Origin of the sequence: Nodosilinea nodulosa PCC 7104, from assembly GCF_000309385.1 — a bacterium.
Classification (GTDB): Bacteria; Cyanobacteriota; Cyanobacteriia; order Phormidesmidales; family Phormidesmidaceae; genus Nodosilinea; species Nodosilinea nodulosa.
Genome location: NZ_JH976537.1, coordinates 4,598,484 through 4,621,374, shown reverse-complemented (window position 1 = coordinate 4,621,374; position 22,891 = coordinate 4,598,484). Strand labels below are relative to the sequence as shown.

The 22,891-nt window shown below is 57.0% G+C and carries 21 protein-coding genes and 1 pseudogene; 8 read left to right on the top strand and 14 right to left on the bottom strand.

Going from position 1 to position 22,891, the window contains the following annotated elements; translation table 11 throughout:
* Positions 1 to 207: pseudogene (locus tag LEPTO7104_RS41255) on the bottom strand (hypothetical protein); the annotation flags it as partial.
* Positions 208 to 419: 212 nt separating this feature from the next.
* Between LEPTO7104_RS41255 and LEPTO7104_RS0121460 the strand changes: the two are divergent.
* Entirely contained in the window at positions 420 to 1,007 is a 588-nt protein-coding gene (locus tag LEPTO7104_RS0121460; protein ID WP_017300653.1) for a hypothetical protein, read from the top strand.
* Between the two features lie 279 nt (positions 1,008 to 1,286).
* A complete protein-coding gene (locus LEPTO7104_RS0121455) occupies positions 1,287 to 1,946 on the top strand; it encodes a Uma2 family endonuclease (protein ID WP_017300652.1) in 660 nt (219 codons plus the stop codon).
* 27 nt (positions 1,947 to 1,973) lie between these two features.
* Here LEPTO7104_RS0121455 and LEPTO7104_RS0121450 read toward each other — a convergent pair whose 3' ends face one another.
* From LEPTO7104_RS0121450 to LEPTO7104_RS0121440, 3 genes are all read right to left on the bottom strand, one after another.
* Complete coding sequence (locus tag LEPTO7104_RS0121450) at positions 1,974 to 2,534, bottom strand: Uma2 family endonuclease (RefSeq protein WP_017300651.1); 561 nt, start codon at positions 2,532 to 2,534, stop codon at positions 1,974 to 1,976.
* Positions 2,535 to 2,670: 136 nt separating this feature from the next.
* A complete protein-coding gene (psbA, locus tag LEPTO7104_RS0121445; RefSeq protein WP_017300650.1) occupies positions 2,671 to 3,732 on the bottom strand; it encodes a photosystem II q(b) protein in 1,062 nt (353 codons plus the stop codon).
* A gap of 156 nt (positions 3,733 to 3,888) precedes the next feature.
* Positions 3,889 to 6,360, bottom strand: a complete 2,472-nt coding sequence (locus LEPTO7104_RS0121440) for a helix-turn-helix domain-containing protein (RefSeq protein ID WP_017300649.1) — start codon at positions 6,358 to 6,360, stop codon at positions 3,889 to 3,891.
* Between the two features lie 198 nt (positions 6,361 to 6,558).
* On the opposite strand from LEPTO7104_RS0121440, the gene LEPTO7104_RS34785 reads away from it, so the two are divergent.
* Both LEPTO7104_RS34785 and LEPTO7104_RS0121430 read left to right on the top strand, forming a co-directional pair.
* Positions 6,559 to 7,389: a hypothetical protein gene (locus LEPTO7104_RS34785; RefSeq protein ID WP_017300648.1), complete on the top strand. Its 831-nt coding sequence runs from the start codon at positions 6,559 to 6,561 to the stop codon at positions 7,387 to 7,389.
* A 432-nt stretch (positions 7,390 to 7,821) separates the two neighbouring features.
* Positions 7,822 to 8,595 carry an isoprenyl transferase gene (locus tag LEPTO7104_RS0121430; RefSeq protein ID WP_017300647.1) on the top strand — a complete coding sequence of 258 codons (774 nt, stop codon included), beginning with the start codon at positions 7,822 to 7,824 and terminating at the stop codon, positions 8,593 to 8,595.
* Between the two features lie 141 nt (positions 8,596 to 8,736).
* On the opposite strand, the gene LEPTO7104_RS0121425 is transcribed toward LEPTO7104_RS0121430, so the two are convergent.
* The gene (locus tag LEPTO7104_RS0121425; protein ID WP_017300646.1) at positions 8,737 to 9,825 is read right to left on the bottom strand and encodes an alkene reductase; all 1,089 of its coding nucleotides are present in this window, start codon (positions 9,823 to 9,825) and stop codon (positions 8,737 to 8,739) included.
* A 266-nt stretch (positions 9,826 to 10,091) separates the two neighbouring features.
* Positions 10,092 to 10,418 (bottom strand): thioredoxin, encoded by a 327-nt coding sequence (gene trxA / locus LEPTO7104_RS0121420; protein WP_017300645.1) that lies wholly within the window; start codon positions 10,416 to 10,418, stop codon positions 10,092 to 10,094.
* Between the two features lie 88 nt (positions 10,419 to 10,506).
* On the opposite strand from trxA, the gene LEPTO7104_RS0121415 reads away from it, so the two are divergent.
* Positions 10,507 to 10,824: an ArsR/SmtB family transcription factor gene (locus LEPTO7104_RS0121415; protein ID WP_017300644.1), complete on the top strand. Its 318-nt coding sequence runs from the start codon at positions 10,507 to 10,509 to the stop codon at positions 10,822 to 10,824.
* 119 nt (positions 10,825 to 10,943) lie between these two features.
* Here LEPTO7104_RS0121415 and LEPTO7104_RS0121410 read toward each other — a convergent pair whose 3' ends face one another.
* Both LEPTO7104_RS0121410 and LEPTO7104_RS0121405 read right to left on the bottom strand, forming a co-directional pair.
* Entirely contained in the window at positions 10,944 to 12,029 is a 1,086-nt protein-coding gene (locus tag LEPTO7104_RS0121410) for an AI-2E family transporter (RefSeq protein ID WP_017300643.1), read from the bottom strand.
* 2 nt (positions 12,030 to 12,031) lie between these two features.
* Positions 12,032 to 13,576 (bottom strand): phosphomannomutase/phosphoglucomutase, encoded by a 1,545-nt coding sequence (locus tag LEPTO7104_RS0121405; RefSeq protein WP_040697207.1) that lies wholly within the window; start codon positions 13,574 to 13,576, stop codon positions 12,032 to 12,034.
* 299 nt (positions 13,577 to 13,875) lie between these two features.
* On the opposite strand from LEPTO7104_RS0121405, the gene LEPTO7104_RS0121400 reads away from it, so the two are divergent.
* From LEPTO7104_RS0121400 to LEPTO7104_RS41765, 3 genes are read left to right on the top strand one after another with little or no spacing between them, the layout of a single operon-like run.
* Entirely contained in the window at positions 13,876 to 14,988 is a 1,113-nt protein-coding gene (locus LEPTO7104_RS0121400) for a mechanosensitive ion channel family protein (RefSeq protein ID WP_017300641.1), read from the top strand.
* Between the two features lie 54 nt (positions 14,989 to 15,042).
* A complete protein-coding gene (locus LEPTO7104_RS0121395) occupies positions 15,043 to 16,161 on the top strand; it encodes a mechanosensitive ion channel domain-containing protein (protein ID WP_017300640.1) in 1,119 nt (372 codons plus the stop codon).
* Complete coding sequence (locus LEPTO7104_RS41765; protein ID WP_225887024.1) at positions 16,136 to 16,318, top strand: Uma2 family endonuclease; 183 nt, start codon at positions 16,136 to 16,138, stop codon at positions 16,316 to 16,318. The genes LEPTO7104_RS0121395 and LEPTO7104_RS41765 overlap by 26 nt, the downstream gene beginning before the upstream one ends.
* 132 nt (positions 16,319 to 16,450) lie before the next feature.
* On the opposite strand, the gene LEPTO7104_RS0121390 is transcribed toward LEPTO7104_RS41765, so the two are convergent.
* From LEPTO7104_RS0121390 to LEPTO7104_RS34780, 6 genes are all read right to left on the bottom strand, one after another.
* Positions 16,451 to 16,675, bottom strand: coding sequence for a type II toxin-antitoxin system HicB family antitoxin (locus LEPTO7104_RS0121390; protein WP_040695581.1), 225 nt, complete (start codon positions 16,673 to 16,675; stop codon positions 16,451 to 16,453).
* Positions 16,668 to 16,877, bottom strand: a complete 210-nt coding sequence (locus LEPTO7104_RS38520; protein WP_071527291.1) for a type II toxin-antitoxin system HicA family toxin — start codon at positions 16,875 to 16,877, stop codon at positions 16,668 to 16,670. The genes LEPTO7104_RS0121390 and LEPTO7104_RS38520 overlap by 8 nt, the downstream gene beginning before the upstream one ends.
* Positions 16,878 to 16,984: 107 nt before the next feature.
* Positions 16,985 to 18,100 (bottom strand): YcjF family protein, encoded by a 1,116-nt coding sequence (locus LEPTO7104_RS0121385; protein ID WP_017300638.1) that lies wholly within the window; start codon positions 18,098 to 18,100, stop codon positions 16,985 to 16,987.
* Positions 18,101 to 18,242: 142 nt separating this feature from the next.
* Positions 18,243 to 20,864 carry a M1 family metallopeptidase gene (locus LEPTO7104_RS0121380; protein ID WP_017300637.1) on the bottom strand — a complete coding sequence of 874 codons (2,622 nt, stop codon included), beginning with the start codon at positions 20,862 to 20,864 and terminating at the stop codon, positions 18,243 to 18,245.
* A gap of 377 nt (positions 20,865 to 21,241) precedes the next feature.
* Positions 21,242 to 21,853 carry a hormogonium polysaccharide biosynthesis acetyltransferase HpsU gene (gene hpsU, locus LEPTO7104_RS0121375; RefSeq protein ID WP_017300636.1) on the bottom strand — a complete coding sequence of 204 codons (612 nt, stop codon included), beginning with the start codon at positions 21,851 to 21,853 and terminating at the stop codon, positions 21,242 to 21,244.
* A 22-nt stretch (positions 21,854 to 21,875) separates the two neighbouring features.
* Positions 21,876 to 22,838: a glycosyltransferase family 2 protein gene (locus LEPTO7104_RS34780; RefSeq protein WP_017300635.1), complete on the bottom strand. Its 963-nt coding sequence runs from the start codon at positions 22,836 to 22,838 to the stop codon at positions 21,876 to 21,878.
* Between the last annotated feature and the right edge of the window lie 53 nt (positions 22,839 to 22,891).

Sequence of the window (22,891 nt, the reverse complement as noted above, 5' to 3'; positions counted from 1 at the left end):
GTCCCGCTCATAGGCTTGTTTCCATTTGCTCAGGGCTCCCAGCGATACATCGAGAATCGCGGTGATGGCCTCATAGCCATAGTCCTGATAGATCAGTTTGACGGCCAATGCTTTCTTCACTTGGCGACCATCACGTTCAGCACTGATAAAGGCCTTGAGTTCTTCAATGGCAATGGTTTTGCTGAGCTTAGTCTGGGGGGTGGGCATGACCATCACACCTCGCATCAGAATTCTGGATCCTCAGTAATTATACTGATATATTTCACGAATCATTCCGGATTGCTATAGGTAGATGGAAATGCTCTATCGAGCGGGGTGGTAGAGTTACTATTTACGACGAACAGTCTATACAAAATGATATTTTGGTTAGAACCAAAAACTGAATAGCTTTTAACTATCCTACTGTCGAGTTAGCGCGTATGGAACAAGATTTTGTCAAGCCAATCGCAAGCAGCCCCGCCATAGCTAGTCTTCTTGGTGTTTTCATAGGTTTTCTTCTAAATTTCCTGCGTGACTCCTACAAAGAGAATCGTGTAGCCAACAAAGAAAAGAAGTCTATTCGTACATTGATTAGGCTTGAAATTCAGCAAAACATTGATGAACTAAAGCTCTTTTGGGAACAAGTCGTCAAGGAAATTAGTGAAGATGAGATTTCGGTTTTCGCGACTGGGAGGCAGATAACTTCGAGGCTTCTTAAGCTTTCAAAAAGCCCTTTCCCAGAATGGAGGTGCAAAGCATGGGAAAGTCAGATGACAAGAGTACCTGCTGCTTTTGAAGACAATGAAATAGTGCAAATTCAAAGCACTTATAAAAGAATGTCCAAAATCACGAGTCTTCTCAACTTGCTCCCTCGTGGGCCAATAAATATTGGCGTTTCCATGGCAGAAGCGACTTTTTCCTCAGGTGGATTTTTGATTGACAATTATGAAGATGAATTGAGCTTTTGGAAAGATTTTGAGGTTCTTGTTTTAAGTGTTATCGAGTCAGGAAATCCAGTTGACAAGTAAGTGCTATCACAGACCTCATGTAGTGATAGCAAATCTCTTCTAGGTTGGGTTGAGGTCACGAAACCCAACGCCAGCGTAGGTTTTGTTGGGTTATGCGATCGTTAGCCCGTCTCCGGCTGCTAGATTTTGAGCTGATCGAAGCAAAACGCTACGAAGAGCCTTGCTAGATGGGTACGCCGCACTCGCCCGTCCTACAATGAGATAAAGAATGTTGCCCCAAGCCTACATTCATCGGTAACCCAATGTGGCCAGCCGTTGGCCTATCTTGAAAGGCTCACCATGGTTCAAACCCCTGTCCCCGCTGAGACCCTATATCCCGATGCTGACGGCAAACCCATGGCCGACAATACCAAGCAGTACCGCTGGATTGTACGGCTGGTCACCAATCTCAAGCACCTGTTGCAAGAGCAAACTGCGTTTGCCGCTGGTGATTTGCTGTGGTACCCAGTTAAAGTCGATGCGCCTCCTGTGCCTGCCCAAGCCCCAGACGCCATGGTTGTAATGGGTCGTCCCGACTATGACCGAGGCAGCTACAAGCAGTGGCAAGAAGATAACATTGCCCCTCAGGTGGTCTTTGAAATTATCTCCCCAAGCAATTCAGCGACAGAAATATCCCAAAAGCAGAGCTTTTACGATCGCCACGGCGTTCTAGAAATGTTCTTCTACGACCCCGACAGCTTTGAGTTTTGGGGGCTGGTGCGCCAGCAAGTCAGCGATCGGCCAACGCTGTTAACCCGGCTCAACTTGCCCTGGGTTTCTCCCATCCTTAGCATCCGGTTCGATATGTTTGAGGACGGCCTAGCGCTGTTTTATCCCGATGGGAAGCCTTTCAAAGATCCTGATGAACTACTTCAGGAGCGTGACCAAACCCAGCAGAGGCTAGATAAAGCCCTGGCTAAACTACAAGAGATGGGCGTCGATCCCAAAGACTTGGAATAGGTTGCTTCCAAACGTAGCGTCCCCCAGTTAGCTTTCGTCCAGGCCGCGATACAGTTTGGCAATATCAAATTCCAGACCCAGGCTGGCCAGCTTTACCCGATCGCCCGCCCTATACACATCCACCTGCCAATCCCCGGAGGCAGTGGTGCAGCGGCATTCCACCTGCTGGCTCTCCTGGGAAATCAGCACATACTCTTGCAGCGAGTCGAGCTGCTGGTAATCCTGAAGTTTTTCGTCTCGATCAAAAGTTTCGGTACTAGTTGATAGCACCTCTGCCACCAGTTTGGGGTAGCGCTTGATGTAGCGATCGCGCCGGTCCCTCGGGTCACAGGTTACAAAAGCATCGGGGTAGTAGTAAAACTCATCCCGATAGCTGACCTTAACATTGCCCGAGTAAAATCGGCAGTTGGAGTCATTACCTAAGTGATGATCGATAATCTTCAGCAAATTAAAGGCGATGCGATCGCGGTTATCGGTACCGCCCGCCGTGGCGTAAACCAGCCCTCGTCGATATTCATGGCGAATACGACTCTGTAGCTCAAGCACCAGATACTCCTCTGGTTCGATGTAGTTGGGAACAGCGATCACAAGGCAACGGTCGATCTGGGAAGGGTTTTCTTGAATTCTATCGCTCCTACAATGCTAGCTTGCCTAACACAACAAAAAAGCGCCCCCCGTAGGGAGCGCTCTTTCGCTAATCAATCAATGGGGTAGTCGCAATCGACTAGCCGATGATTTCAGGTGCCTCAGCCGTGGCCAGGTCGAGGGGGAAGTTGTGAGCATTGCGCTCGTGCATCACTTCCATACCCAGGTTCGCACGATTAATCACGTCTGCCCAGGTGCCAATCACACGACCCTGAGAGTCAAGGATCGACTGGTTGAAGTTGAACCCGTTCAGGTTGAACGCCATCGTGCTGATGCCCAGGGCCGTGAACCAGATGCCAATCACAGGCCATGCGCCCAGGAAGAAGTGCAGGCTGCGGCTGTTGTTGAAGCTGGCATATTGGAAGATCAACCGACCGAAGTAGCCGTGGGCCGCAACGATGTTGTAGGTCTCTTCTTCTTGGCCAAACTTGTAGCCGTAGTTCTGCGACTCAGACTCGGTGGTCTCACGCACCAGAGAACTGGTCACCAGTGAACCGTGCATGGCGGAGAACAAGCTGCCACCGAACACACCGGCCACGCCCAGCATGTGGAAGGGGTGCATCAGAATGTTGTGCTCAGCCTGGAATACCAGCATGAAGTTGAAGGTACCAGAGATACCCAGGGGCATGCCGTCCGAGAAGGAGCCTTGGCCCAGGGGGTAGATCAGGAACACGGCGGAAGCAGCGGCCACAGGAGCGCTGTAGGCGACGCAGATCCAGGGGCGCATGCCCAACCGGTAGCTCAGTTCCCACTCACGACCCATATAGCAGAAGACGCCAATGAGGAAGTGGAAAATCACGAGTTGGTAAGGACCACCGTTGTACAGCCACTCGTCGAGGGAGGCGGCTTCCCAGATGGGGTAGAAGTGCAGGCCGATGGCGTTGGAGGACGGCACCACCGCACCGGAGATGATGTTGTTGCCGTACATCAGCGAGCCAGCCACGGGCTCACGGATGCCGTCGATGTCGACGGGGGGAGCGGCGATGAAGGCAATCACGAAGCAGGCGGTCGCAGCCAGCAGGGTGGGAATCATCAGCACGCCGAACCAGCCTACATACAGGCGGTTCTCGGTGCTGGTTACCCACTGACAGAACTGCTCCCACAGGGAGGCAGATTGTTGTCTTTGTAAGGTCGTTGTCATGATGAAAATAAGTGCGAGTTAGGTTTGCTCGATGCCCGTCAAAAGGAGACAGGCGGGTTATGTATGTCTTTACATTAACTGCAATGTTTCAGTTTGTAAACAGTCTTGCGATAGATACGTCCGACTTAAGGCCGTATCTGTTACAAATTCTGCTGCTCAATCGCGGTTGGCAACCACCTCGCGCCGCCTCTGTGCCCATGCCAGCCGGGCTTTGGCGACCTGCTGGGGAGCTGGGATGGCCTGAAACAAATCCAGAGCTTTGTAAAGATGTTGCTCAGTTTTGGCGACCGGGGCAGCTAGAGAGGCCAGGGCAAGGGCGTATTGCAGGTGGGCGGTGGCCAGGTCGCAGTGGGCACCAACCTCGTCGAGCAGGGCGATCGCGCCTCGGCAATCCTCTGCGGCTTCCATCAGCTCTCCCCGCTGATGCTTCAATCGCCCCAGCCCGATCAAAGCATTGGCCTTAATTTGCAGATAGTGGCCGGCCTCTGCCGCCTGGATGGCAGCGTTAAAGAGCGATTCAGCCGTACCTAGATCGCCCAGATTTAGGTAGGTATGGCCCAGGAGCTGGACGAAAAATGCGTGACGCCCGCTTTGGCTGCGGCCTTGCACCTGCTCAAAGATGGAGTCAGCCAGGGCTTGCGCAGATTGCCGATTGCCCTGATACGACCTGACCAAAGCCAGGCATGTGGTGGCTTTGTCGGCCCAGGGCTGGTGGCGAGTGCCGCTGGCGGTAGCAATCACCTGGCCAAACCAGGTGGCAGCGGTGTCAAGGTTCCACAGATCTAGATGGTAAAGGCCCAGGCTGAGCTGGGAGTCGACCACTAGCATGGTCAGGTAGTACCAGCGGTGGGTGCTCGTGGCGAGCGATTCGGACTCGAGGCAGCTCTGGGCGATCGCGATCGCGTTTTGCTGGCGGGCGATCGCATCGGGCAAGCGGCCCTGAATCCAGTAGAGGTCGCCGAGAATATTGGCCAGCTCGCTGGCGTCGGCGTTTTGCGAAGGAATATGGTCGATGATAGCGGTGATGGCGTCGGTGACCGGCTGCACCAGGCCCATGCGGTAGAGGGTACTGCCCAGGGGCAAAAACTGCTGCCACTGGTTGTCGCGGCTGTACAAGATTACCCGCGCCGCCGCCCCGTAATCGTCAATAGCGACGTAGTGATAGTAGGCTTCTAGGGCCTGTAGTGCATCCTCCAGCGTGCAGATGCGCTGGATGCTATCGCTCCAGCAGCGGGCGGCGGCGCAGTGAGCCGTCTCCCAATCGGCCTTGCCTTCAGAGCTGGCGGTGAGCTGGGCCAAGGCTCCGGCCCGTACGACCGGGTGCAGCCAGTAGCGCCCCTGGCGACATTCCAGCAGAGAGCGATTGCGCAGCGAGGTGACAATGGCCTGGTGACGCTGGGCGGGGACATCGGCCATCAGACCCTGCACCGCCGCCCAGGGAATGGTGGGCACATCTTGATAGCGGTAGACCCCCAGGCGGCAAAAGAGGCGGTGGGCTTCGGGGTCGAGGGCGCGCAGACGGTTGATCTGGCTATCCACCAGGTTCTTCAAATCCACTGGTCCTAGCAAATCTTGGCTGTGGGCCTGCCAGTAGAGGGCAAGACTGCCGTCAAAGTCGGCCTGCACGACTCCAGCGAGTATTTCCATGGCCTTGGCATTGCCACCATAGGCACTGTGCATGGCTGCGAGCACTGGGGTATCGCTGGGGACGCCCCGGTGGGTGAAGTAGGTGGCCCAGGCGCTGAATCCCAGCCCCGGCAGTCGGTAGTGGGCGATCGGTAGGCCGGGTTCGCAGAGGCGATCGCGGCTGGTCAGCAGAGTCAGCGTCTGCCCTCGGCTATCCGCCAGAACCCGCAGCAGCTCGCCGTAGCGACGGTGGGGCGCGATGAACTGGCCCTGGGCATCTAAGGCAGGTTCTAGATTGTCTATGAGTACGGCAACTCGCTGCTGGCGCAGGTGCCGCCGCAGGCGATCGAGGGTAACGCCAAACTCGCGCCCTGGCTCGACTCCAAAGTCCTGGCGCAGCCACTCTTCGACCACCCACTCCACCGGGGTCAGGTCGGCGGTGTCTTTGGCCATCAGCAGTTCGAGGGTGAGATCGACCGGCCGATGGGCCAGCGACTGTTGCGTCAGAAAGTGCTGGGCCAGGGTGGTTTTGCCCAATCCCCCTTCCCCCTGAATCAAAACTGTGCGGTGGCCCTGGGCTACAAGAGCGGCAAGGTCGGCGATCGCATCCTGGCGCCCCACAAAGCTGGGATTGTCTGCGGCTAGCACAGCCTGCTCCCCGTCACTGCCCGGCGAAAGGTGAGTCCCAAAATCCTGCAAAACCGAGGCAGTTTGAGCCGCTTTACTGGGTACTTCGATGCCCATCCTCAGCAGCGATCGCTTCAGGGCGGACTTGAGGGTAGATTTGGTCACCTTCTCCCCGGTCACCTTCGACAGCAGCCGCCACATCTGGTAGGCCACATCCTTGATGTGGCCCTCGGTGTATCCGGCGGTGTTGGCAATGTCCAGGTACTTTTGCCCGTGCCACACCTGGTGCAAAATAGTGCGCTGCAGATCGTTCAGATGCCGCCCGGTGACGGTGAAGACAAGCCGGTCTGCCAACTCTACCGCATCTGATGCCATGGTCGCTTGTATCCCCTACGGCCACAACTCTAGCCGAGATTTTTATATCTTTCACCTTTAAGCTCACGGATTCCGCCTTTTTCCGTCTCTCAGGACACTTGTGTTTTGAGCCAGGGCCGACTCTGCCCGACTGACGGTAGGCGTTGCCGCCGCTACGGTGAAGTTACTCAACCGTAGCGTATCCAAAGCGTATTAAATATGACCGCGATCACGAATCTCTCGCCCCTCTACAAGGATGATTTGGCTGGCCCCTGGCAGCCTGGCCTTGGCCTCGGGCTGGCCAGACAGCGGATTGCCAGACTAACCCAACGGTATGTAACTGTCGAGCATTTGCGCGATCGCCTCGCCGATCTACCCCATCAGTTTCAGGCTCCTCGGCCTCGCCGCTGGAGTCCGGTGCGCTGGGGCGAGATTCACCCCGATCAGGTGATAGGCATTTCCCTGGAGACCTTTTGCGCCATTTTGCTCGGCACCATCAATACCGAAGCCCCTATTCGCGGCTACACCCAGGCCAGCCGCCAATACCTGGCGCATTTCCATCCGCCGATGGCCCAGTTTGTGGGAGGTACCGCAGATGCCGCCGGGCAGGTGATCTCACCGGGGCTGTGGGAGCTGGAAGAAAAACGCCATACCCCAGCGCTTATAAACCTTTACTGCCGTCTGTCTGGCGATCGGCCCACACCCGTACCCCACTCCGCCCGGCCCTACACCCCCAGCGGCAGCCCCCGCGCTGACCTCTACCGCCACGGGCTGCACCGCACGGCCACTGAGTACGGCGCCGCCTGCCTTTACCTATGGATGATGGCCTACACCACCGGGCCGCTCCAGGCCGTGCTAGGCGAACTACTAGTTGATGAGGTCAACCATATGACCAAATTTTGGGGCTTTGGTCGCTGGGCCTACCCCGAAACCGGCCTCGGCATGATGGCCGCCACGCTGGCCCAGGCTACGGTGCAAAAGTGCCGACAGCCAGGGCTCCAGGGCAGTCTGATGCACACCCTAAAGCGTATGGCTGGCGAACTGGCCTGAGGCCAGTGGAACCTGAGCCATCGCGCTGCATTTCTCTATACCTTCGATCGGGTGATGCGGGTGCTGTGGCGGTGGGATCGATCCCTAACGCGACCTTACCTGGAGCATCTATTTGGCCCACATTTTTCTGAGCAGCATTCTACAAGATGGCCTGGGAAGGCCAAAGAGGGAACTATGCAAAGGAAAGCCTGGATAACTCAAAGCCTCCTTCATGTCGAGAAAGGAATTTAAGCGGCAGGACTAAGCCCTGGTACTGCTGGACGGAAATCAAGCCACCGTTCCGACTCCCCTGGCTCCCTAGCCCCACTGCTACCTTGCGATCGGCCATAGTCCAGAAACCCATGCCGCAGTCTGCTGGCTCTAATCCCGGCGCTTTTGGCCAACGGGTTTGGCCCTATTTATCGAGTCCTATATTTAATTGAGCATTTAGCTATGACCCAGGTAAATGACTTTTCAACGCTCCCGATCGATCTTCATTTCGATGCCCTTCCCGCCCACGTAGCAGTGATTATGGATGGCAACGGTCGCTGGGCGACCCAGCGGGGTCTGCCGCGCGTGGCGGGCCACCGCCAGGGGGCCAAAACGGTCAAAGATTTGCTGCGCTGCTGCAAAGACTGGGGCATTGGGGCCTTGACGGTCTATGCCTTCTCGACCGAAAACTGGCGGCGACCGATGGAGGAGGTCGGCTTTCTGCTGCGCCTGTTTGACCGACTGCTGCGCCGCGAAATGGTCGAAATGCAGCGCGAGGGCGTGCAAATTCGGTTTTTGGGTGACCTGTCACCCCTGCCCGATCGCCTGCAAGATCTCATGCAAGAGGCGATGGCAGCGACTCGGCACAACCAGCGGGTGCAGTTTAATGTGGCGGTGAACTACGGCGGTCGCCAGGAGCTAGTGGCCGCCACACGGCACATTGCCCAGCAGGTGTCCTGCGGTGCCCTGTCCCTAGACCAAATCGATGAAGAGACCCTGTCTAGAGCGCTGCTGACCCATCCCCTCCCTGACCCCGATCTACTGATTCGCACCAGCGGCGAACAGCGGCTGAGCAACTTTTTACCCTGGCAGCTGGCCTACACCGAGCTGTACTTTACCGACCTGCTGTGGCCCGAGTTCGATCGCGCCGCTTTTTACCAGGCCCTGCGGTGGTACCAGGGCCGCCAACGCCGCTTTGGTGGGCTAGTGGCAGCTCCCATAGCCCAGGGACTATAGCTCCATGCTTAGCCTTAGAGCCACTGGCCTTCCCCGCGATCGCACACCATCCCGCCGCTGCCTACAAAGGCAGGTCCAGATCAGGCGCGATCTGGACCTATGGGTGAATCAGGCAATCGATCAGACGGTTCGAAATCAGCCCTAGGCCGCCAGCGCGGGATAGTCGGTGTACCCTTCGGCCCCGCCGCCGTAGAAGGTGTCAGGATTTGGCTCGTTGAGAGGCGCGTCTTTGGCAAACCGCTCGGGCAGGTCCGGGTTGGCAATAAACAGCTTGCCGTAGGAGACTAAGTCGGCATCGCCGCTGGCGATCGCCCGATTGCCCGACTCCCGGTCGTAGTCCCAGTTCACCATCAGCAGGCCGTTGTACAGCGAGCGGAATTCTTTTGTGGGGATAGCCGTGCCGCCGTGGCGCAGATCTGACTCGCTGGGCTCTAGCAGGTGCAGATAGGCCAGGTTCAACGGGTTGAGCGCCTGAATGGCGTAGCCAAAGGTAGCCTTGGGGTCAGAATCAGTCATGTCGTTGAAGGTGCTGCTGGGGGAGAGACGGACGCCAACGCGATCGCTGCCCCAGACATCTACCACGGCCTGGGTCACCTCCAGCAGCAGGCGGGCGCGATTTTCGACCGGCCCGCCGTAGGCATCGGTGCGGTGGTTGGTGCCGTCGCGCAAAAACTGATCCAGCAGGTAGCCGTTGGCCCCGTGCACTTCAACACCATCAAAGCCCGCCTCCAGGGCATTTTTAGCGGCCTGGCGATACTGGTCGACAATCCCGGCGATTTCATCGAGCTCTAGCGCCCTGGGGGTGACAAAGGGCTGCATACCCTCATAGGTCATAGCATCGCCCCTGGGTTGAACGGCGCTGGGAGCTACGGGCAAGGCCCCGTCGGGCTGTAGGGAGGGGTGCGAAATACGGCCCACATGCCAGAGCTGGAGAAAAATGCGCCCCCCCCTGGCATGGACAGCCTGGGTGATCTGCTGCCATCCAGCAATTTGCTCGGCACTGTGAATACCGGGAGTCGCGGGGTAGCCCTGCCCCTGGGGAGAGATCTGACTCGCCTCGCTAATAATCAGCCCAGCGGAAGCCCTCTGCTGGTAGTAGAGAGCGTTCAGTGGCTGAGGCACATTGCCTTCCCCGGCCCGGTTGCGGGTCAGGGGGGCCATAACGACGCGGTTGGGCAGCTCGTACGCGCCCAGCTGAATAGGGGTAAACAAGTTCTTTTCAGTAGACATAGGAATTTCCTTTGCGATAGCTAGAGCTGAGGCCAGGGCATGGCTGAATTAAGATCTAAGTCAGGGCAGATAGCGACCTTAGAAAACCACATCCGCCGTCTTTATGTAGGAGGGGGAAAGATGTAGGAGGGCGAAAGGGGATGCATCTGGCTGTAGACAGCCTAGGCCGCAGAAAGCATCGGCTCGGCGGCGCTGCCACCGCTGCTTCCCCCCTACTTCTTCGCCTCCGAGGTAACCCTTCAAAGCGATCAACCAGAAGCTAAGGATTAGCTTAGAAACGGCTCGATCGCTTTGGCGAGGGTGGCCTTGGGCACAGCCCCAACCACCTGCTCCATTTTTTGACCACCCATAAACACCATCAGGGTAGGAATGCTGCGAATGCCGTAGTGGGAGGCGATGCCGGGCTGCTCGTCAGTGTTGACCTTGACCACCTTGAGCTGCCCCTCATACTGCTGGGCCATCTCATCGACAACGCTGGCTACCATGCGGCAGGGGCCACACCAGGGCGCCCAAAAATCTACCAGCACCGGGACATCGCTTTTTAGCACCTCGGACTGAAATGTATCTTGGGTAATACTTGCAACTGCGGACATATGAACACCTCCGCCAACTGGGGAAATTTCAGTTATTCGAAAAAATCGAACAATCAAACTATAGCGCCTGCCGTGGCATAATGCAACTATGCGACCTATTCATCATCCCAACTGCAAAGACATCGCCTTGGAGGGGGTTTTGTATGCCCTGGGCGACCCCGTGCGGCTCGAAATTGTGCAGCGGTTAGCCAACAACGACGAATTGTCCTGCTCTGACCTGGACCTGGGGGTGGCAAAGTCGACCCTCTCCCACCACTTCAAAATTTTGCGCGAGGCTGGGGTGCTGCACTGCCGCAAGCAGGGCACTCAGCACATGAACTCGCTGCGCCGCGATGACTTAGAGGCGGCGTTTCCTGGCCTGCTCGACAGCATTTTGAAGGCGGCTCGGACCAAAGTTGAAAGCTAGCGCAGAGTCACAGCCGTTCCCTGAGCAAAGTTGTCGGCGAAGCCGCCCCAAGGGAGCTAGGGGACATTAGTGACGTTGACTAAGGGAGCTGGTTTTAGGGGCGTGAATATCCGGTGTCCCTACAGCGGCTTAGACTCCAGGACACCGCTCTGAAGCGGCTCTAGCTCGGTCTCGTGACCCGGTTCGCGAATGGAATCGGCAGTTTTTTTGATGAAGCTGGCGGTGGGTACGGCTAGCAGCAGGCCCAAAAAACCGGCGAACTTGGCCCCAATCAGCAGAGCCAGGATGATGATGGCAGGGTTGAGTCCGGTGATGCCGCCCATCAGGCGCGGGGCCACCAAGTTGTCGTTAATTTGCCCCAGCACGATCGCGACGCCCAGCACCTTAAGACCCAGCCAAATGTCTTGAAACGCCAGTAGACTGCTCACCCCGAGTACCGCCACCGTACCGCCAAAGGGAATGATGCTGACCAGGCCGATCACCAGGCCAAACAGCAGACCAAAGGGCACATTGAGCAAAATCAGGGCGGTTGACTGGGCCACCGCCAAAATCAGCGCCAGGGTGGCCTGCCCCGAAAAGTAGCCCTGAAAGCTGGGCCGCAGCGAGCTGCGAATCTGCGATCGCCAGGGGGCGGGCAGCCAGCTTAGCAGACCTTCCCACAGCGGGTCGCCGTTAATGACTAACAAAATGGCCAGCACCGCAGTCACTAGCAGGTTAACTGCACTGTCGAGGGTGCTGAGGGTAACGCTAATCGCCTGGGTGGTGGTAGCTTGCAAAGCGTTCGTAAGCTGGTTGGCGGCCTCTACCGTGAGCTGATCGAGGTTGATGGGCAGGTTTTGAAAGACGGTGCGATCTTCGAGCAGCAGCAGCTGGGTTTTGGCGCGATCGATCCAGCCCGGTAATCGTTCGGCCAGGTCGTTGAGCTGCTGCCACACCTGAGGCCCCAAAAAGGTGACCAATACCGTAGTAACCACAACGGCTAGCAGCACCGCCAGTGCCACCGCCAGGCTTCTGGCCAGGCCGCGATGCTCTAACCAGTCGATGGGGTAGTCGAGCAAAAAGGCAATCAGCGTGGCGGTGATGACAATGCTGGTAGCGGGCTGTAGCAGCCCCCCCAGCCAGTACAGCAGCCAGCCGTTGAGGCAAATGAGGGGAAAGGCCAGGCCTGCGATCGCCCATTTGGGCAGGTTAGAAAAAGATCCCATAGTTACCTTTCACGTTCTAAAGCCGCAATATCTATGTCGGCCAGCGTTGTTAAAAAAGTCCTGAGTCGTGCCGCTATTTTAGCTACCCCACCCGCCACATTCGACTCAATATTCAGCGGCAGCACCGGATCGTGGAGCGACAGCCGCAGCAAAAACCAGCCGTTTTCGTCAGCAGCCTGGCAGGCGACGCGCACGCCCTCGTAGTTTTTGGGTACCACTTCCCAGTCGCTCTGGGTAGCTACAAACCCCTGGAGCCGGTCGATGACGCTGTTACCGTAGGGTTGAAAGTCGGTCTCTAAAATTTTGAGGCGAAACTCTCTGCTTTCTTCGGGTTCTTGCAGCGTCGCGATTAAGTCAGTCAGACGCTTGCCAGCCAGACGGGTTTTGGCGAGTTCTACCAGGAGCTGGCTGACCAGGTAGGCTCCGTCATCCAGGAAATAGTTCTCTTTCATCGCGCCGTGGCCGGAGGTTTCGATCGCCAGCCAGGCCGCCTGCCCCGATTCATTCAGCCGCACCGCTTCGTTGATCACATTCTTGTAGCCGCGCTTAAAGCGGTGGTGAATGCCGCCCAGATCGCCCTCGATGAACTGGGTCAGCCCGTCGGAGGTAATCGAGTCGGTGACGATGGTGGAGCCGGGGTGCGCTTGCAGCACGATCGTTGCGATCAGCGCGATCAGTCGGTTGCGGTTGAGCTCGCGCCCATTCTCATCGACCGCCGCACCGCGATCGACATCGGTGTCGAAGATGATGCCAAAGTCGGCCCCGTGAGCCACCACCGCCTGACAGATCGAGGCCATTGCCGCCTCATTTTCGGGGTTGGGCATGTGGTTGGGAAAAGTGCCATCGGGGTCGAGGAACTGGCTGCCCGTGGTGTCGGCCCCCAGCGGCTCAAGCACCTGGCTGGCGTAGAAGCCGCCCGCGCCGTTGCCCGCATCGACGATGATCTTGAGGCCGTGGAGGGGCTGGTCAAAGTTGCCGGGGTGGTTGACCGACTGGCGAATCTGCTGCACCAGGGTCGCTGAGTAGGCGGCAATCAGGTCGCGGTGCTCTACCGGGCCGGGGAATGCGGCGGCTGCGAAGTCGCCCTGCTCAGCCCGCTCTAAAATGCGCGCAATATCCCCTTTGCCCAAGCCGCCCGATTGGGTAAAAAACTTCAGCCCGTTGCGGTTGAAGGGCAGGTGGCTGGCGGTGAGCATAATCGCGCCGTGGCAGCTAAACTCTGGCAGCACGGTGCTCATAAACATGGCCGGAGTCGAGGCCATGGCCACATCCATCACCCGGCAGCCGAGGGCGGTCATGCCGTCAATCACCGCCGCCATCAGGGTTGGCCCAGAGAGGCGGCTGTCGCGACCCACGGCGATCGCCAAATCCGTCGCAGGCAGGCTCAGCTCGTCAGCCAGCCAGGTGGCAAAGGCCTTACCCAGGAGGTTAGCCACGTCTGGGGTGAGATTGACGGCTTCCCCGGCAACGCCATCGAGGGCAACGCCGCGAATGTCGGAGCCGTTTTGCAGGGCGGCCCAGTTTGTGGGAGTAGTAGATAGGGGCATGGGGGCGATCGCTCCGTCTGTCGGCACCCCCACCATAGAAGCCGCCGCAGAATTCTGCCGATTTCTTCAGCTTTTTTGCGCCTGCGGCCTGCCAGCTGGGCCTGGGGCACTGTCAGCACTGGGGCTGGGGCGATCGCGCCAATATCTTCCCAGCGAGGGGCGTCGTAATTCTCAATTACGGCTATCCTTAGCGCGGAGGCTACTCGAGCTAAACGCCCCTGCTGGTCCAGCGCCCCCGGAGCAAGCGCCCCCGTGAATTTTTGCCGGGATAGGCCAGCGTCAACCATTCCTCACCGTCAATGTCAGAGCTATATACTCAAATTTTCCGCCTGTCAGGCGAGCACCCCTCTCTCTTTTGGCTGGGGCTGCTGGGGCTAATTGCCGCCCTGGCCTACTTTTCGGGCAACGTGCTCTCTCGCCTAGTGAACTGGCTGCTGCGCCGCTTTGTCGCGGGCCGGGCCGACAAATTTTATCGCCTGGTGGTTCAGCCCCAGGAGGCGCTGCTGCAAGGGGTGCTGGTGCTGGCCCTGCTGGATTTAGTCGCCTACCTGATCCTCAAACGAGACTTGCAGGTGCGGTGGTACCCCTATCTGGAAATTCCCCTCACCCTGGGTTTCACCGTGGTTTTGGGCTGGTTTTTAGCGGGCAGCTTTAGGGCCTACTTCAACACCTACCTGCTCGATGCCGCCCTTCAGGAGGGCCGCAAGAGCAACAGCGAAATTTTAGTGCTGGCGCGGTTCTTTGCTAACGTCGGCATTCTGCTGATTCTGGTGGTGGCTTTTTCTGAAACCCACGACCTGAATATTTTTGGCCTAATCGCCAGTCTGGGAGTGGGCGGCATTGCCGTGGCCTTTGCCGCCCAAAAGGTGCTGGAGCAGCTGCTGGGCGGGCTGGTAATCTATGTCGATCATCCCTTTGGCGTGGACGACTACATTGGCCTACCCGACGGCACCTTTGGCCGGGTCGAGGCGATCGGCCTGCGCTCGACCAAAATTCGGGTGTCGGGCAAGGGGTCGCTGGCGATCGTGCCCAACAATGTGATCATTCAATCCACCGTCGAGAATTTCTCCGGGGCCAAGAAGGTAATGGCGATTACCTACCTCAACCTGTACCGGGCCGTGACCACCGAAGAGCAGGCCTTGATTCGCCAGGTGATTTTAGAAAGCACCCAGGAGCTGTCGGGCATCGACCCCCGCAGTACCGACATTGCCTTCCGCGATCTCGACAGCGGCAGGCTCTCCCAGGCTCAGATCACCTTCTTTATTTTGGGATCGGGCGACAGCTCCATGGAGATTCGTCGCCAGCTGCTCAATGTGGCCAGCCAGCAGCTCACCCATCGGCTGAAGCAGTACGGGATTGCCTTTGATATTGAAGAGCCAACGGTGTATGTGGATGCTCCCATCACGGTTTAGCGGGCCTTCCCTTGCACTACAGACACCCCACCGCCGCCATCTTAACTACCGCCTGTGACCCTCCGCGAACTTCTCAATACCGTTGATGTACAGCTCCTGGCGCTGCCGCCGATGGCGGTGTTTTTGGTGGCGCTGCTGCTGGCGATTTTGGTGGGTCGCTACACGCCGGGGCTGGTGGGGCTAATTATTCAGCGGTTTTCGCCCCAGCAGGGGGCGGTCGTCTACAACAACCTGATTGTGCCGATCAGAGGCGCGGTTAAGCTGGCGGGCACGCTGCTGCTGGTGTCGCTGTCGATGGTGTGGCTACAGCAGGCTTCGGCGGGTCTCTACGGCTTTTTTCGGCCCCTGGTCGATCTGGCGACTATTTTGAGCGTAGCCTGGCTGGCGTCGCGCCTGTTTCGCCAGTTTGTCAGGGTGTACGGCATTAAAATGGTGCGCCGCATGGGGCGCGAGGTCGATGAACTGCTGCTGGTGTTTGAAACCCTGGCCAATGTGATTATCGGCTTTATTGCGGTGCTGGCCTTTGCCCAGAGCCAGCGGTTTAACCTGGTGGGGCTGATCGCCAGCCTGGGGATTAGCGGCATTGCCCTGGGCCTGGCCGCCCAAAAGATTTTGGAGCAGTTGCTCAGCACCCTAGTGCTGTATCTCGATCGCCCCTTTGTGCCGGGCGAGTACATTCGCCAGGGCGATCGCCAGCTGTGCCGGGTCGAGTCAATTGGGCTGCGATCGACCAAGCTGCGCACCGCCGCCAAAAGCACGCTGATTATCGTCCCCAACTCGAAGCTGGTCAATGAAGAAATTGAAAACGTCAGCCGGGCCAAAAAGGTGATGGTGATGCTGTACATGGACTTTTCGCGGCCCCTGCGCGAAGAGGATGCGGCCCTGGTGAAGCAGGTGGTGACCCGCAGCACCGAATTGCTGTTTGGCATTGACCCCGGCAGCACCAACATCAGCTTTCCGGCGGCGACGGAGCCTTCCCAAAACGGCGGTTTTGCCGCCAGTCGGGCGCGGGTGACGTTCTTTATTTTGGGCTCTAGCGAAAGTTCGATTGAACTGCGCAAGCGCCTGCTGGAGCTGGCTAACGATACCATCGTCAGCGAGTTGCAGGGCTACGGCATTGAGTTCACCCTGCAAGAGCCGACGGTGTATGTCGAGTCGCCGGTCACGCTGTAGACCGACAGCGCCATCTGTAGGCGAGCTCAACAAGCAGCGCGACAAAGATGTCAAGCTCAAACTCTACTCGCGCTACTGGGTGCAGGAATATTGGATCGTCAACTGGCAGCTCAAAACCCTAGAAATTCATCGCGCAACGAGGCTCAGCTTCACTTAGGCGGGACACTTTTGAAAGGCGACGCCCTGAGCAATCCCCTGTTGCCAAGGTTTAGTGATTCCGTATCAGACATCTTCTGCCAACCTCTTGTAGAAAGTTGACTCAGTTACTGATTACGATTTACTGACTGCTTCATGCAGCGGTGCAAATGACGTTGGGCTGTGGCAGAGACTCCCCAGTAGCTTGATAGGCAATCACAAGAGATTCCAGCGCTTCGATGCCGTTAGCAGCAGCTTCAGCATAAGTATCTCCATGCGTGCGCCATTGCTGGCCCGGAAAATCGGGAAAGCCTACCAAAAAGCTTTCGTCTTCCTCAGACCATTGGATAACCATTTGATATTTAAGATGGTCAGTCATTTTGCTGTCTCTTTACTATCTGAATCGCTTGAGATATTTCTTTCTCCTGATAGGGTTTTGCGTCTGCGCCTTCCTTACCAGAAATGGTAATTTTTCCGGAATAGCAAGGATGTACCCAGTTTGTGTGACTCCCTTTACCCGGAATTTCTTGGAAACCTGCCTGACGCAACCATCGTTTCAACTCTCGAACTTTCTTAGGCATGTATCTAATTGCTGTAAAGGGATAGAGGTAACCCTTTGCCTATTCTATAGCTACCGAGATCAACCTTCCAAAAATTTAAAGAGCTATTCAAAGGCATACTCAAAATATCAATTACCTAAAAGCGATGGGAAACTTTTCCTTTGAAGTTCAACCTTGAAAGCATCAGAGATTTGCTGAGCCGTTGGCTGATTATCAGGACTACTGCTGAGTAGAGTACATAGTGCCGCTATGTAAGCCTCTCCGAATAAGGCTGTTAGAGCACCCGCAGTACTGCCAGATATCATTCCTCCCACAAGCGTCCCAGCACCGGGTATCATCTTGAGCATATTGGCAACTAAGATTCTCCCTCCAACTGTCCCGCCAGCACCAACAATTGAACCAGAAAGTAATGTGCCAAGGAATGCAGTAGTTATTTCTAACCCAAACACAGCGCTAATTCCAGCTAGCATGCTGACTTGCGTAGGAACTAGACCTAAAGCATCAGCAAAAGGGACGGGAGCAGCACCAATCCCAGCAGCAGTCACGGCAGCGGCAGCAACAATTTTATGAGAACGGTTGATTTTTGCCTTCAGTGAAACTTTCTGTGCCGCAGTAAAAGCATTCTTTACACTTTCAGGGACCACTTCAATTGTCAAGTCGACAAGCTCTTTTAAGCCGCAAGGAGGAAGTTCATGACCATCTTCAAAGACATCTTTTATAGCTCTCACTCGAATCACATTCCTAAGAAAAGGAAGTTCCTCAAGAATATAGTCTTTGAAGCCATTGTCAGCTCTTGACTTCGTGACCACGCCTATTACTGGCATGTAATGGTCAAGCATTTTAGCAAGTGTGACTTCGCCTTCCTCTAGCCTGCGACTATCTTCTGAAATACATATCCAAGCTACGTGAAGATGCTTGCCAGGATCTATCTCTCTGCTACGGTCATTTGCAAACTTTTCTAGAGCTGAAAGTGTTTCGTCGAATTTGGCGATTTCAAGTCCCCTTGTATCAAAGATTGACAAGGGGATTCCCTCTTTTGTGATTTCTCGAGTATTTGTAGTAACTGGTCGCCCTTGACCCACTTCGGCAAGATTACCTTGAAAGATAGAATTAATGAGAGTGCTTTTGCCTACACCTGTTTTTCCTGCAATTAAAACATTTACATTGCCACGATTTTTCAAGGCTTCCTCAACTGCTTTTTTTAATAAATCAGCAAAGTCTACTCCGCTAGGTATTTGATGCATAGAGAAAACCAGGTTTTTATTGAACAGGCTTAGTCTTGTGGATGATTATATCCAGAGTGTTTCCTACCCATCGAGATGAATCAGCGAATCTTTATGAAAAAGCCATGAATGTGGAAAGCCTAAAGCCAACCGGCATTTGTGATTACTTCGCTTTAGCTTCCAAAGTTTCTAAACGGCTCTTGAGTTCCTGGTTAGACTTTTTAAGATCGTCAACTTCCTGGCGCAGTTTTTCCACCGCTTTGTCCTTGCCGATCGCCTTTTGCACCTGCTGCACGGCTTCCTCGGCGCGGCGGCGCACCCGGCCATCGGGGGTGTGGTCGGCCAGCGATTGCAGCACGCTGATGGCGCGCCCGGTCTCGATGCCGCTGAGGGCCGACACCGCAGAGACCTGGGTGAGAAAGAAACTCTCGTGAGCGATCGCGTCCAGGCGGTCCAAAATTCGCTCCACGTTGGGCTTGCTCTGGCCCTTGGAGATCGCTCCCAGGGCGCGAATCGCCGCCAGGCGCAGAGCCTGGGGCGTGCCGATTTCGGTGTACTTCAGCACCAGCTCCAGCGCCTCTTCGGAGGATTTGAACTGGCTGAGGGCTGCGATCGCCCCCGACCGCACCATTTCGTTCCAGCCCTGGCGCTCCTTGAGAATGCTCTCCAGCAGCTTCAGGGTTTTCTTGTCTTTAGCTTTGCCGTCCAGGTCGGCAGCCCCAACTTTGCCCAGGGAGCGAATCGCGGCGGCTTCGACGTAGTAGCTGGGGTCGCCTTTTTCGGCGATGGTCTTGAGCGCTTTGTAGCTTTCGGGGGTTTTGATGTCGCCCAGGGCGTCCACCACGGCGCGGCGGACGCGGGCTTCGGGGTCATCGAGGCCCTTGAGCAAGCCCTCCACCGCCTGGTCGAGCTTGACCGAGGCCAGCTGCTCGGCCACCTCGGCTCGTACGCCCCAGAAGGAGTCATCGGTGAGGGCGGTGCCCAGAGCGGCGACGGCCTCTAAGCTGCCTTTTTTGGCCAGGGCGATCGCCGCCTCAATCCGCGACAGGGGGTCGGGGTCGTGCTGGAGCTGGGCCTTGAGTTCGGCCACCGGGTACTCCAGCTCCACGGTCTTGAGGTAGTGGTTGCCCACATCAAAGCTAATGAAGTCGGGCTTTTTCTCCAGGGGGAAGAACAGCGCCTGCTCCCGCTCGTGGATGCGCACGGTAAAGGGCTTGACCTCGACCTTGGTGGTTTTGCCCCGGCCCAGGTAGCCAAAGCCGATCGGGATGCGCAGGTCGAACAGGCCGCTGGTGCTGCTGGTGTCGCCGTCCTTGGCCTGGGTTTGGGTAATGGTGAGCTTGGCCAGCTTGCTGTCGCCGTCCCAGCTGTAGGCGACTTTGTAGTCGGGGTGGCCGCCGCGCAGCACGTACTGGTCAAACAGGGGGCGCAGGTTGCGTCCGGTGGCTTTATCGATCGCCCGCAGCAGATCGATGGTTTCCACGGTCTGGTGGGCGTTGTCGTTAACAAAGGTCTGAATCGCCTTCCAGAACAGGGCGTCGCCCAGCTCCGCGCGAATCATGTGGTACACGCAGGCCCCTTTTTCGTAAATGTGGCGATCGTAGAGTTCGATCGCCTCCCGATACACGTGGGTGACCATGGGGCGGCGGTAGCGGCTCTTGTCTTCGCTCAGATAGCTGCGGGCCTCGCCCAGGCGGTAGTAGGCGGCGGCATCGGCGCCGTACTCCTGCTCGGTCCACATCACCTCGGAGTAGGTGGCCATGCCCTCCTTCACCCAGGCGTGGCTCCAGTGGTTGATCACCAGCAGGTCGCCAAACCACTGATGGGCCAGCTCGTGGACGACGAGGGATTCGGAATTGCGGTTGTCGATCGCAGCCCGCTCGTCCAGCAGGCAGCGATCGGTGAGAATCGTCACCGAGGTATTTTCCATGCCGCCAAAGATAAAGTCGGCGGCGCACACCTGGGCGTACTTGGGGAAGGCGTAGTTATAGCCGTATTTTTCGCTCAGGAATGCCACCATGCGGGGCGTTTTGCCCATGGTGAGCTGCCCCTGGTCTTGGCGGCCCTTCTCCACGTAGTAGGTGACGGGAATATCCTGCCACTGGTCTTGGATGACGTCGAACTCGCCCACCGCCAGGGCCATTAGGTAGGTGGGGTGCACCTGTTTTTGGTGCCAGTGGTAGACCTTGTGGCCGTCGTCTTCGCTGGTGTCGACCAGTTCGCCGTTGGAGACCACCTGGTAAGCGGCGGGCACCCGCACCTTAATCTCTGAGGTGGAGAGCATACCGGGATAGTCGAAGCAGGGAAACCAGAAGCGGGAGTCCTCGTCTTCGCCCTGGGTCCACACCTGCACGGGCTTGTCGGGGTAGTGCTTGTCGGGGCCAATGAAGTAGAGGCCGCGCTCGGGCTGCACCAGGCGATAGGCGATCGCAACGGTAAAGGCTTCCCCCGCGATCGCGGGCTTTTTCAGCCGCACCACCAGCCGCTCGCCGTCGTAGTCAAAGTCCTGCTTGGCGCTGCCCACCTTTACCGACTCAATCTGCTGGTTCACCGCGTCCAGCGTCAGGCTATCGACCCCATCGCGCACGGGGTTGATGCGAATTTTGCAGGTGCCCGCGCAGATTTTGTTATCCAGATCGAGGCTGAGATCTAGCGCAATGTGCTCGACCTGGCCGGGGCGATCGGGGTTGTAGTGGGGTTTGGCCCCCGGCATTTCAAAGGATTTGTGGCCGTTGTTGGTATCCAGCGAGCTTTCGATCTGAAATGTGCGGTGGGCGTTTGGCATTGGAGCAATGAACCTTTATGTGACGTATTCGCGCTGCCACCGGGGACAGGGCTAACAAACCGTGCGCGCCCCAGGTCAAACAGTCTACCCCGACTGGCATAGAGCCATCCTACTCCGAATTCTCCTAATCCGTAGTCAGATTGACATTGCTTAAGCAAGGCCGCGATCGCTAAAACTCAAAGGTGGGCCGAATGCCTACCGCTGTTGCTGATCCGACGGGCAGATGCCGCCACCAGACTATTAGCTTAGATCAATGGTGTCGGCACTGTGCATTGAAATGTTAACCGACAAGCGATAAAGATTTAAACCGCCTCTGCGAGCCATCCGAGGACTCGGGCAGCGGCGTAGGGTCATCCCTGAGGCGATCGCAGAATCTTTTAGTCTGTCGCCATGCGGCGCGGGGCAACGGCCCGACAGGGGTTGCCGTAGCAAATTTGTCCCGGCGGCAGCGACTTAAATACGCTGCTGCGCGCCCCCACCACGCTGTTAGCTCCCACCGTTACCCCAGGCGCGACAAAGCAGTCGGTCGCCACCCAGGCACCGTTTTCAATCCTCACTGGCGCCACCACCAGGCCAAAGTGGGGATCTTGGATATCGTGGCTGCCGGTGCACAGGTAGCTTTTTTGCGAAATCACGCAGTGCTGGCCGATGGTGATCTGCACCAGGCTGTAGAGCACCACATCGTCCCCAATCCAGCTGTGGTCGCCAATGGCCACATTCCACGGATAGGTAAACCGCGCCGTCGGGCGAATCACTACGCCCTGGCCGATGGTGGCCCCAAACCGCCGTAGCAGCCAGCACCTTGGCCCGTGGAAGGCGTGGGGCGTCAGCGGAAAGATCACCGCTTGCAGCAGCCACCACAGCAGAATAACTGCCTTAGATCGCCCTGGTTTATACCAGGACTGGTCGTAGGTATTGAGCTGCACCCAGGGGCGATCGCCTCCCCAATCAAAAGACTCACCGGAATTAGCAGGAGCAGGAACCGTCATTACCAGCCACTATTAACAGGTCTTAGGGGGCCGATTCTATCGAAACAATCGAGGGTTTGATCGCAGACTGGGGCGACGCTGCGCTTGCCTTGGGGGTAACATTTAGCTGTCCCCCAAACTGGCGCAGTTCAAACAGCTTGACCCCAATCTGGTACTCGTACTGGCTCAGCAGCCGCCCGTAGATATAGCCTGCCCGTCCGTCTAAAAAACCCAGCCGCAGCACATAAAACAGCACAAACCGCAGCAGAGGCTTAAACGGCAGGCGCACCCAAATTTTCTTCAGAAACCGCTTGCGCTGCACCGCATCGCCAAACAGATTGGCGCCAATGGTACCGCCGTCCTCCATCCCGGTGAGCAGATTGTAATAGACCTGCGCCTCCCAGTTGGAGTAGCGGTTGTGGCGGGCCAGCCAGTGGTACAGGTCCCGAAAGTCTTCGTGGAGCATGTCCTGTTTGAGGTAGCCTACCGCCCCCTCGATCATCACGTGCTCGTGCACTTCGTTGTCGCCAGTGTTGGCAATATCGGCAGTTTGCAGGTTTTCGTAGCGGCCCTTTTGGTGGCGGAACAGGCGCAGGTTCCAATCGGGGTACTTGCCGCCGTGGCGAATCCAGGTGCCCAGAAAAAAGACCCGACGGTTCAGGTAGTAGCCATCGACGTTTCCCTGGCGAATGGCCCCTTCGATTTCGTCCCACAGCGCGGGGGGAATGCGCTCGTCGCAGTCAACAATCAGCACCCACTCGTGGCTAAACGGCAGATTGTCCAAGGCCCAGTTTTTCTTTTTGGGCCAGTGGCCATTAAACTCAAACTGCACCACCTTGGCTCCGGCAGCCTTGGCAATGGCTGCACTGCGATCGCTGCTTTGGGAATCCACCACAAAAATCTCCGCCGCCCGCTCCAGGCTGGCCAGGCAGGCGGGCAGGTTTTGCTCCTCATTTTTGGCCGGTATCAGCACCGAGATAGGTACCTTAGGGGGCGTCGTAGACATGGTGGATTCTCTTCAAATCGTGGGTTGGGTGAGCAGGCAATGGAAGCACTGTA

What these genes read in the sequence shown, in the direction of transcription:
- LEPTO7104_RS0121460 (WP_017300653.1), top strand. Translation starts at nt 420, where the DNA reads ATGGAACAAGATTTTGTCAAGCCAATCGCAAGCAGCCCCGCCATAGCT.
- LEPTO7104_RS0121455 (WP_017300652.1), top strand. Translation starts at nt 1,287, where the DNA reads ATGGTTCAAACCCCTGTCCCCGCTGAGACCCTATATCCCGATGCTGAC.
- psbA (WP_017300650.1), bottom strand. Translation starts at nt 3,732, where the DNA reads ATGACAACGACCTTACAAAGACAACAATCTGCCTCCCTGTGGGAGCAG.
- LEPTO7104_RS0121440 (WP_017300649.1), bottom strand. Translation starts at nt 6,360, where the DNA reads ATGGCATCAGATGCGGTAGAGTTGGCAGACCGGCTTGTCTTCACCGTC.
- LEPTO7104_RS34785 (WP_017300648.1), top strand. Translation starts at nt 6,559, where the DNA reads ATGACCGCGATCACGAATCTCTCGCCCCTCTACAAGGATGATTTGGCT.
- LEPTO7104_RS0121430 (WP_017300647.1), top strand. Translation starts at nt 7,822, where the DNA reads ATGACCCAGGTAAATGACTTTTCAACGCTCCCGATCGATCTTCATTTC.
- LEPTO7104_RS0121425 (WP_017300646.1), bottom strand. Translation starts at nt 9,825, where the DNA reads ATGTCTACTGAAAAGAACTTGTTTACCCCTATTCAGCTGGGCGCGTAC.
- trxA (WP_017300645.1), bottom strand. Translation starts at nt 10,418, where the DNA reads ATGTCCGCAGTTGCAAGTATTACCCAAGATACATTTCAGTCCGAGGTG.
- LEPTO7104_RS0121415 (WP_017300644.1), top strand. Translation starts at nt 10,507, where the DNA reads ATGCGACCTATTCATCATCCCAACTGCAAAGACATCGCCTTGGAGGGG.
- LEPTO7104_RS0121410 (WP_017300643.1), bottom strand. Translation starts at nt 12,029, where the DNA reads ATGGGATCTTTTTCTAACCTGCCCAAATGGGCGATCGCAGGCCTGGCC.
- LEPTO7104_RS0121405 (WP_040697207.1), bottom strand. Translation starts at nt 13,576, where the DNA reads ATGCCCCTATCTACTACTCCCACAAACTGGGCCGCCCTGCAAAACGGC.
- LEPTO7104_RS0121400 (WP_017300641.1), top strand. Translation starts at nt 13,876, where the DNA reads ATGTCAGAGCTATATACTCAAATTTTCCGCCTGTCAGGCGAGCACCCC.
- LEPTO7104_RS41765 (WP_225887024.1), top strand. Translation starts at nt 16,136, where the DNA reads ATGTCGAGTCGCCGGTCACGCTGTAGACCGACAGCGCCATCTGTAGGC.
- LEPTO7104_RS0121390 (WP_040695581.1), bottom strand. Translation starts at nt 16,675, where the DNA reads ATGACTGACCATCTTAAATATCAAATGGTTATCCAATGGTCTGAGGAA.
- LEPTO7104_RS38520 (WP_071527291.1), bottom strand. Translation starts at nt 16,877, where the DNA reads ATGCCTAAGAAAGTTCGAGAGTTGAAACGATGGTTGCGTCAGGCAGGT.
- LEPTO7104_RS0121385 (WP_017300638.1), bottom strand. Translation starts at nt 18,100, where the DNA reads ATGCATCAAATACCTAGCGGAGTAGACTTTGCTGATTTATTAAAAAAA.
- LEPTO7104_RS0121380 (WP_017300637.1), bottom strand. Translation starts at nt 20,864, where the DNA reads ATGCCAAACGCCCACCGCACATTTCAGATCGAAAGCTCGCTGGATACC.
- hpsU (WP_017300636.1), bottom strand. Translation starts at nt 21,853, where the DNA reads ATGACGGTTCCTGCTCCTGCTAATTCCGGTGAGTCTTTTGATTGGGGA.
- LEPTO7104_RS34780 (WP_017300635.1), bottom strand. Translation starts at nt 22,838, where the DNA reads ATGTCTACGACGCCCCCTAAGGTACCTATCTCGGTGCTGATACCGGCC.